We start from the raw sequence: 7,938 nt of genomic DNA on the forward strand, positions 1-7,938 counted from the left end.
GATTAAAAGCTGGGAGGCCTACATAAATGAGAATAATGCCACTTGAAAAACGTGGAATATCGAATAGCCGAATTGCTTTTGGATGTATGGGCATTGGTGGGGATTGGACGGCAGCTCCCTTGACGAAGGAAGATTATCTCGTTGCCGAGAAAGCTGTGGAAGCTGCGCTTTCCATTGGCATTACCATGTTCGATCATGCGGATATTTATAAAAGAGGAAAGTCCGAAATTGTTTTCGGGGAAGTCCTTAAGAAAAGACCTGATCTTCGCGATCAAATCATACTTCAATCCAAAGTGGGCATTCGTTTCCAGGACGATGTGAATCCACWGCGTTTTGATTTTAGCAAAAATCACATGATTCCTGCAGTCGATGGCATTCTTAGCCGTCTAGGCGTGGAGCATCTGGATGTCTTGCTGCTTCACCGTCCAGATCCGCTTATGGATCCGGAAGAGATCGCAGAAGCCTTTAACCTTTTGCGTTCAGCTGGCAAAGTGCGCCACTTCGGCGTTTCCAATATGACCGCTGCGCAAATGCGTTTCATTCAGAATTCCTTGCCGGAGCCACTTGTGGTGAACCAGCTGGAATTAAGCTTGGCTCGCCTGGATTGGATTGAACAAGGCATCCTTGTCAATCAAAAAGCCGGCGTAGGCGTCAACTTCGCCGACGGCATTCTTGAGCACTGCCAGATGGCGGATATTCAAATTCAGGCTTGGGGCCCTCTGGCGAAAGGCATCTTCTCCGGCAAAGTGTTGGAAAATGCGCCAGACAACGTCGTAAAGACGGCAGCCCTCGTTCAGAAGCTTGCGGCAGAGAAAGAAACAAGCTTAGAGGCCATCGTTCTTGGCTGGCTAATGAAACATCCGGCTCGCATTCAGCCGGTTATCGGCACTTCCTCTGTTGAGCGCATACTCGCTTGCCAAGATGCGATCCGCGTCTCTGAGAATATGACACGCGAAGAGTGGTATACACTGCTTGAGAGTTCACGTGGTGTGCGCGTTCCGTAGGCTCGGCGCACGTATGATCACTCTCTTGCATGCTCGCTCATGCAAATAAATGGCGATCCTACCGCTAAATTCTCGGCAGGATCGCCATCTGTCCCATTAACTAAAATTTCTTCTGTTAATAATAGGTTTTTGGCTCAATCAAGTAGATTTCCGCTGATTTAACGGTAGTTTATGTTTATCCCGTTATTTGGAGCAAACCGCTCTACCGAGCGGAATTAACGGCAGTTTTTTCAGCTAATGTGTTGCGGCTACCCGGTGACTCGTTCGCTCCAACACATACAAACAACCCCCGACCTGAAGAGGCCGGGGGTATTTATTTACGGGCTTAAATACCCGGAATCGGAATGCGTTTATGTTCCGTCTTAAGATATTGCTTCTCCAGCTTCTCTTGGACAGCCGGATCGATCTGTTTGCCTTCCAGGTAGTCGCTGTTATCGCCATATGTAATGCCGAGCTCATTCTCGTCCGTCTGACCGTCCCATAGACCGGCGGTCGGAGCTTTGTCCAACACGCTTTGCGGAACGCCCAGCTTCGCTGCAAGAGCGCGCACTTGCCGCTTATTCAGCGTGCTCAGTGGTGTAATGTCGACGGCACCGTCGCCATATTTGGTGAAGAATCCCGTAATCGCTTCGGAGGCGTGGTCTGTGCCCACAACGATTAGGCCTAGTTCAAAAGCAAGAGCATACTGCATCACCATGCGCGTCCGCGCTTTGATGTTGCCTTTGCCGCCACGGCTCACATGCTGGTGTACACCGATATGCTTAAGCCCGTACTCGACTTCAATCGCGATTTCGTCGACAGCCTCTTCAATATTGTTCTCGATTTGATATTTCAAATCGAATGCTTTGGCCACCGCGTAGCTATCTTCGATGTCTACTTGCTGACCGTATGGTTGAAACACGCCGACCGTCTTGTACTCGGTGCCTTTCTCCACAGTCAGCTCGTCCGTCGCCTGCTTGCACAGACCTGTCGCTACAGCGCTATCGATTCCGCCGCTGATTGCGATCAGCAGGCCGTTTGCTTTCGCGCCAAGCACATAATCCTTCAGAAAGTCCACACGTTTGCGGATTTCTTCATCACTATCAATCTCCGGCTTAACGCCAAGCTTCGCGATAATTTCTGCTTGCAAACTCATGCCTCTCTCCACCTTTTCTATAAAATGAAACCAACCTTCTTTGAAATCTAGTATAGACTTTCAACTCCAAAATTTCAAAGAATAATCGCATTTATCTGCCCATAAAAAGGAAAAGACCCGCCATGCATCAGCTGCAATAGCGGGTCATTATTCCTTATTTGCAATATTCGTTGAAAGCACCGATCAAATCGCCAGCGATCATATCAGCGGAACGGTCTTCAATTTGGTGACGTTGGATGAAGTGAGTAAGCTCACCATTCTTGAACAATGCGATGGATGGGGATGATGGCGGGTATGGTGCCAAATACTCACGAGCCTTCGCTGTCGCATCCTTCTCTTGACCTGCGAACACAGTGTATGTGTACGTCGGTAGTGTATCATTCTGAAGTGCTTTGGCTACACCTGGACGACATTGACCTGCTGCGCATCCGCAAACGGAGTTGATAACCAGCAGCATCGTGCCGTCTTTGGACTTCTCAATCGCTTCGTCCACTTGCTCAGGAGTCAGAAGCTCCGTAATTCCCAGACGAGTCAAATCTTCCCTCATCGGTTTAACCATATCTTTCATGTAAGAATCAAAAGACATTGCCATATGTTCCACCCCTTAGGATTTAATAGTTACTCTCAAAACGTAATCGTTACAACTTATATTATACATCCGATGGCGGTGAATGCAAAGTACCTATAGCTGGCTTCTAACACAAAAAGAAATAAAGCGAAAGCTATTAAGCTTCCGCCTCATCCTTTTTCCTCGTACTAGAAGCCTTTCCCGGCTCAAATGAAACATCTTTGTCCGGATGCGTAAAAATTCCGCTTTGCGGCAAGATGCCTTTTTCGAATAACTCGCGGTTCTCGGCGCTTTGAAACCCAATGTCCTTATACGGATGAACCCATTCATCGCCTGCCATGACTTCGGGATCGGTCTCAGCCGTCCACTGCTCCAGCGGAGAGTTGTCCGATTCGTACTCATGATCACCGATAACGACACCGTGTTCATTCACGAACGCCTCACGCGGACCGCGCCCCTGCTCAAATTGCGGGAGAAAGTCGATCTCGAAAGGATCGAGATCGCTTTGATCCTGAGAGGTTTGGGCTGCCTTCTTCGGATCCTTACTCATGTCGATGGCCGGTTAGGTCCATCCAGTTTTTTATCCACGAAGCCCTCTTTACCTGCACCTGATTGCGACTTCTCGCGCTCTTTGTTTTGCTGTTCTTGTTGAATTTGGGTCTTGGAATCGTTTTGACTCATTGCACTCAGCTCCCTTCTGCCAGTATTATGTGCCAAAGCAGGTAGAAGCATTCCAACTACAAGCATGAAAAGAAAGATAAGCTGTGCGAAGCTTAAATAGAGCAATTCTGGCTTAGCAGCAGCAAAAAAACTGGCTAGCATCCCTGCAGCGCCACCATACATCAGGAAGTATTTCAGTAAAATCCCACTCCCGAAGCGATTCCGCCGCCCCTCATACCCAATCTGCCAAATAAGCAGCGGCACAAGCAGCAGCGATATATAAGCGTTATAGGGATGAAAACGCGATATCGTACCTTTGACACTGATGCCCCAAGGCCAAGTAGTCGGTAAACCGTACGCCGGGACTAAAGCGCAATATACAAATATCCCAGCAGCCAGACCAGTTGCGAATATATCTAGAAAAACGTACAGCGGTATACGCTGTTTTCGTATTTGAACATACATATAAACAAAAGCCAATAGCACTCCAAGCACAATTTCTGTGTCAGATCCTACCACCATAAGTAGTTTCAATGGACTTGTCCAGAGCAATGAGGGCTGTGTGAAGATAACGCCAAGCTTCCATGTGAGTAGTACAATGATAGCTCCAACGAAAACGATATCATCTAACGGTTTTATCCTAGGGCTATCCTCTCGATCCCGTTCCCTGTCCAGACTACCTAATTGCCGCGCTGCTCTCCGTATCAGCCATAAGCCCAATGCGCACGCCAGCAGCAATGCTACCAGCTTCCCTTGCAGCTGCAGCGGTCCGAGCTGAAATACATCTGGCATCATTAACGCCATCCCCTCTCTCCATTACTTCCATCGTAACGAGAGGAGACGAGATGTGCAACTATCAAGGCTCCAGGAATTGAAAGGTGAAAGAAGATTTCTGCAGCTTGTCAAAACGGAAGCCAGCCGCTTTCAGCTTTTGGATCACGACAGGCAGCGCCTCTAAGGTCGTTGTCTTATACGTGTTATCGTGCATTAGTACGATGACACGTTTCTTTCCTTTACTTGCGCTCAGCACGGAGTCAATAATCATGTCTCTATCCTGCACAGGCGCAGCAGCGTCCGTCGAGCTAACGTTCCAGTCAAAATACTGGTAGCCTTGCTCCTTCACCTCTGCCGCCACCTTACTCATAACTCCCCTGCCGCCGGATTTGCGGCTCAAATGATTGTTCGAACCGCCTGGGAACCTTAGAATATCAGGCCGATAGCCGACCGTTTCCTCCAGGAGTCGATCCAACTTGTGTGCATCCTTCATGAAGGCTTCTGGCGATTGATAAATTCGGTTATAATCATGCGAATAGGTATGATTCCCAAGTGCGTGCCCTGCCGCGGCGATTTCTTTGTAGAGCGATTTCCCCTCGCTCGTTTCTGTGCCTATGACGAAGAAAGTTGCCGTTACCCCATAGGTTTTTAAAATATGTAAAATCTTCCTTGTGCTCTTGGAGGGACCGTCATCGAAGGTCAAATAAGCGATCTTATTCCCAACAGGGGAAGGCTTCTGATGAGGAGGTCCTGTGTAAAAATGCCTCGTTTCCACAACTGTTATTTCTCTATCATCCGGCGCTGGAGCAGGACTCGCCTCCGATACTTCACTCGCTATTGTTCCTGACAACTGTTTAGGCACTTGTGCCGTTTGCTCCGTATGTATTTGATTGGTCCCACACCCTACTAAATTGGCACTAATCATTAATCCTATTRAATAAACACCTGTTCGTCGTTTCTGATCGCCCATAGCTGCTCCCCCTCTTCGTGCGTTTCTGTGCTATTTTAGTATGGCTATCCTCGCTTTCGACATTAAACCCAATATTTCCCGGGAAATCCGACAGGAACAGCTTCATCTCCCTTTTATGTGACTATAAAATAAAAAAAGCATGAACATGAAAGATCCGCTTAAATTAGGATTAGTGCTGATCGCCCCGGATAATTTTATATAAAAATACGCTGAGTAGAGTAAACAAAAAGGCCTATCCTCAGRTAAACTTTCTACCTAAGGATAGCCCTTTATTAACAAGCTGATTACTCAGCAGCGTTACCGTTTAATTTCTCTTTCAGCAGGTTCATCTGCTCATCAACCTTTGCTTGTTTCGCAACATCAACAGGTGTGTAGCTGCCTACCGCACCAGCCGGTACATAGGGCTTGCGAGCGATTTCCGCTTCAACTTCCAATTGGATGATCTTCTCTTCCATGCGCTGGAAGCCACGGGATGCGCTGCCGCTCTCAATGACGCCATTGTAGGAAACCTGTGCCATTTGTTTTTTCGCTTTGGCAAGCTGAGCGCGGGATACAAGCTCGTTGCGTTTATTGCGCATTTTGTAGAACTCGTCTTTCATTTCATGAAGCTGTTGCGTCAACTCATCTGCATGTGCTTTAGCAGAAGCATATAAATCCGTGTACTCGACAATTTTATCTTCATGATACAATTTTTCTTCAACCGCTTGGCGAGCGATGCCTTCTTGACCGTTTTTGATCGCTGTGGAAGCTTTCGCTTCACGGTCAGCTACTAGGCGAACAGACTCCTCAAGGCGTTGTTTCAATTTGCGCTCACTTGCAATTTGTCTAGCTACAGTGACTTCAGCCTGCGCAATTTCTTGCTCCATGTCACGCAGATACTGATTCAACATGACGATCGGATCCTCGATTTTATCCAATACCTCGTGAATTGATGCTTTTGTCATATCCTTCATTCTTGTAAATACTCCCATGGTTTACACGTCTCCTTTTTTAATATCAATTGGTTGTTGTTGTTCAAAACGAGCGACTTTAGCTCTTAATTCATCTACTTCTCTTTGCAAAGCTTTCTTCTCGATATCTTTCATCATTTCATCGATGTTGTTGCTTTTACTCGCCTCGTACGGTGCGTTATAGCCTGTATGATGCGGCGGCACGTGATTTGCGTGCGGCTTGTGAGCAGTCGGGTTCCAACCATCGTTGTACGGAGGGCGGGAATACGAGCCAGCATAAGGATCAAACGGCGGATGGTCGTAACCAGGCTCTTTCGGGATCACAATAGCGGCGATAAAGTAGATGAAAATGACCGTTCCACCTGTGAAAAATGTCGTGATGACCACTAGCAGTCTTAGCAGCGTAGCATCAACGTTCATAGCTTCGGCGAGTCCGCCGCAAAGACCGGTTACCTTTTTATCTCTTCGTGAGCGGTATATTTTGCTCATGATTAGTTGCTCCCTCCTGATTCAGCCTATTCCGTAGTGCCTCAAGCTCAGCGTCTACAGCCGGATTTCCCGCACCATAGTAACTTTCGCGGCCCATACGTCGTACATCTCGGAGCGTTCTTGCATGAAGCTCCATATCGGATACGCGCTCTTCCAAGCGGCCGAACATCCGTGGTGACGCATCTTGCGACACGCTGCTGCGAGCATGCAATCTTTGCTGCAAGCGGGCGGATTCCATTCGTGCTAGGTAGTAGCTGCGTTTATCTGCCACTTCTTTGTAATCTGCTCTGAGCTGCTGCAGCTCTTCATCCAAGTCTAGGATGGATTGCTTAGCTTGCTCATATAATTCGCGATATTGCTCGCTTTTCTCCTCAGCTTGCAGCTTCTCTTGAAGCACGATTCGTGCCATATGTTCTTCGCCGGCCTTCAAAGCCAGGAGCGCTTGCTGCTCGCGCTTCTCTTTGGTTTCTAATGCCGTCAGATATTGCTGTCTTAGCGAAGCTGCGTGAGTGACGCATTGCTGGTACAGCCTCTCGGATTGCTGAAGCTGTTCGCGTTGAGCAGCTAAGTACTGGTCGATTAAGCGAACCGGATCTTCGGACCGTTCCAAATGTTCATTCAGGGATGCTACGGTAATGTCTCTCATACGCCTCAGAAGGCTCATCTCTCATACCACCTTTTCCACTCTGTTTTTCCATCCTATTTACACGGTTCTTCTTGTCAACATCGAAACCCCGTAACCAATCAATCCAATTGCCAGAAGAATAATGATCCAGCCAGCTAATTTGCCAACCAGGATGATACCGCCGATCCCTGCAATCAGCCAACCGAATTTATTGCCATTCTGAATGCCAATATATCCTAGACCGACCATACTAATCGGAATCAGGTATCCCATCACCGAGCCGATAAAAGGTCCCATGTGAAGCCCCAGCTTGTTAAGGATGATTAGCGCGCCGAATGCGATTAGCAGAGCGGCTAAGCCTGTATTTCTTTTCATGATTTCGTCACCGCCTTTCGTTGTGTGTTGATCTCTTGTTCATGTCTTTATTCTAGGTAAAATCGAGCCTTTCCAAAACGGACCGTGGACGGTATTTGATACTAGACCTTAGTCGGGGCGCTTCTACGACCTCTGTTCAGAGCGGAAATATTGCGGTGGCAGATAGGCTTCCGTGTACATACAATAAGAAGTGATTGGGAAGGGGGCCGAACCAATGCCTTCAGTGGTCTATGGTGGTGTCAAAATTCTAAGTGTGAACTCGGGTTCGAATGTCCAGTTTGGTGATACCGCCTTAATACGGCTATCGAGTAATTCCAAGATTTATGCGGGCGCCAACTCATTTTCCCCGGGTGATAGCTTCGGAAGTGTCCAGAATGTTCTAAACGGC

11 protein-coding genes are annotated in these 7,938 nt (G+C 47.8%); 2 read left to right on the top strand and 9 right to left on the bottom strand.

Annotation, left to right across the window (positions count from 1 at the left end; translation table 11 throughout):
• Positions 1 to 26 precede the first annotated feature (26 nt).
• Positions 27 to 1,004, top strand: a complete 978-nt coding sequence (locus AC1DUA_RS14315) for an aldo/keto reductase (RefSeq protein ID WP_477500406.1) — start codon at positions 27 to 29, stop codon at positions 1,002 to 1,004.
• 325 nt (positions 1,005 to 1,329) lie between these two features.
• Here the strand turns inward: AC1DUA_RS14315 and nadE are convergent, their stop codons facing one another.
• From nadE to AC1DUA_RS14360, 9 genes are all read right to left on the bottom strand, one after another.
• Positions 1,330 to 2,139: an ammonia-dependent NAD(+) synthetase gene (nadE, locus tag AC1DUA_RS14320; RefSeq protein ID WP_477500407.1), complete on the bottom strand. Its 810-nt coding sequence runs from the start codon at positions 2,137 to 2,139 to the stop codon at positions 1,330 to 1,332.
• Between the two features lie 154 nt (positions 2,140 to 2,293).
• On the bottom strand, positions 2,294 to 2,731 hold the full coding sequence (locus AC1DUA_RS14325) for a BrxA/BrxB family bacilliredoxin (protein WP_145669054.1): 438 nt from the start codon (positions 2,729 to 2,731) through the stop codon (positions 2,294 to 2,296).
• 133 nt (positions 2,732 to 2,864) lie between these two features.
• Positions 2,865 to 3,257, bottom strand: a complete 393-nt coding sequence (locus tag AC1DUA_RS14330; protein ID WP_477500408.1) for a DUF3905 domain-containing protein — start codon at positions 3,255 to 3,257, stop codon at positions 2,865 to 2,867.
• Entirely contained in the window at positions 3,254 to 4,171 is a 918-nt protein-coding gene (locus tag AC1DUA_RS14335) for a prolipoprotein diacylglyceryl transferase family protein (RefSeq protein ID WP_477500409.1), read from the bottom strand. Before AC1DUA_RS14335 ends, AC1DUA_RS14330 begins: the two co-directional genes overlap by 4 nt.
• A 52-nt stretch (positions 4,172 to 4,223) precedes the next feature.
• Positions 4,224 to 5,111 (bottom strand): polysaccharide deacetylase family protein, encoded by an 888-nt coding sequence (locus AC1DUA_RS14340; RefSeq protein ID WP_477500410.1) that lies wholly within the window; start codon positions 5,109 to 5,111, stop codon positions 4,224 to 4,226.
• A 284-nt stretch (positions 5,112 to 5,395) separates the two neighbouring features.
• Positions 5,396 to 6,082: a PspA/IM30 family protein gene (locus tag AC1DUA_RS14345; RefSeq protein WP_477500411.1), complete on the bottom strand. Its 687-nt coding sequence runs from the start codon at positions 6,080 to 6,082 to the stop codon at positions 5,396 to 5,398.
• Positions 6,083 to 6,085: 3 nt separating this feature from the next.
• Positions 6,086 to 6,550, bottom strand: coding sequence for a PspC domain-containing protein (locus AC1DUA_RS14350; RefSeq protein WP_477500412.1), 465 nt, complete (start codon positions 6,548 to 6,550; stop codon positions 6,086 to 6,088).
• The gene (locus AC1DUA_RS14355) at positions 6,519 to 7,214 is read right to left on the bottom strand and encodes a PspA/IM30 family protein (RefSeq protein ID WP_477500413.1); all 696 of its coding nucleotides are present in this window, start codon (positions 7,212 to 7,214) and stop codon (positions 6,519 to 6,521) included. Before AC1DUA_RS14355 ends, AC1DUA_RS14350 begins: the two co-directional genes overlap by 32 nt.
• Positions 7,215 to 7,253: 39 nt before the next feature.
• Positions 7,254 to 7,550: a hypothetical protein gene (locus AC1DUA_RS14360; RefSeq protein WP_477500414.1), complete on the bottom strand. Its 297-nt coding sequence runs from the start codon at positions 7,548 to 7,550 to the stop codon at positions 7,254 to 7,256.
• Between the two features lie 214 nt (positions 7,551 to 7,764).
• On the opposite strand from AC1DUA_RS14360, the gene AC1DUA_RS14365 reads away from it, so the two are divergent.
• Positions 7,765 to 7,938 (top strand): spore germination protein (locus AC1DUA_RS14365; protein WP_477500415.1); only part of this gene is annotated, 174 nt, incomplete at its 3' end.

It is taken from the genome of Paenibacillus sp. 01T422, assembly GCF_056398785.1.

What these genes read in the sequence shown, in the direction of transcription:
- nadE (WP_477500407.1), bottom strand. Translation starts at nt 2,139, where the DNA reads ATGAGTTTGCAAGCAGAAATTATCGCGAAGCTTGGCGTTAAGCCGGAG.
- AC1DUA_RS14325 (WP_145669054.1), bottom strand. Translation starts at nt 2,731, where the DNA reads ATGGCAATGTCTTTTGATTCTTACATGAAAGATATGGTTAAACCGATG.
- AC1DUA_RS14330 (WP_477500408.1), bottom strand. Translation starts at nt 3,257, where the DNA reads ATGAGTAAGGATCCGAAGAAGGCAGCCCAAACCTCTCAGGATCAAAGC.
- AC1DUA_RS14335 (WP_477500409.1), bottom strand. Translation starts at nt 4,171, where the DNA reads ATGGCGTTAATGATGCCAGATGTATTTCAGCTCGGACCGCTGCAGCTG.
- AC1DUA_RS14345 (WP_477500411.1), bottom strand. Translation starts at nt 6,082, where the DNA reads ATGGGAGTATTTACAAGAATGAAGGATATGACAAAAGCATCAATTCAC.
- AC1DUA_RS14350 (WP_477500412.1), bottom strand. Translation starts at nt 6,550, where the DNA reads ATGAGCAAAATATACCGCTCACGAAGAGATAAAAAGGTAACCGGTCTT.
- AC1DUA_RS14355 (WP_477500413.1), bottom strand. Translation starts at nt 7,214, where the DNA reads ATGAGCCTTCTGAGGCGTATGAGAGACATTACCGTAGCATCCCTGAAT.
- AC1DUA_RS14360 (WP_477500414.1), bottom strand. Translation starts at nt 7,550, where the DNA reads ATGAAAAGAAATACAGGCTTAGCCGCTCTGCTAATCGCATTCGGCGCG.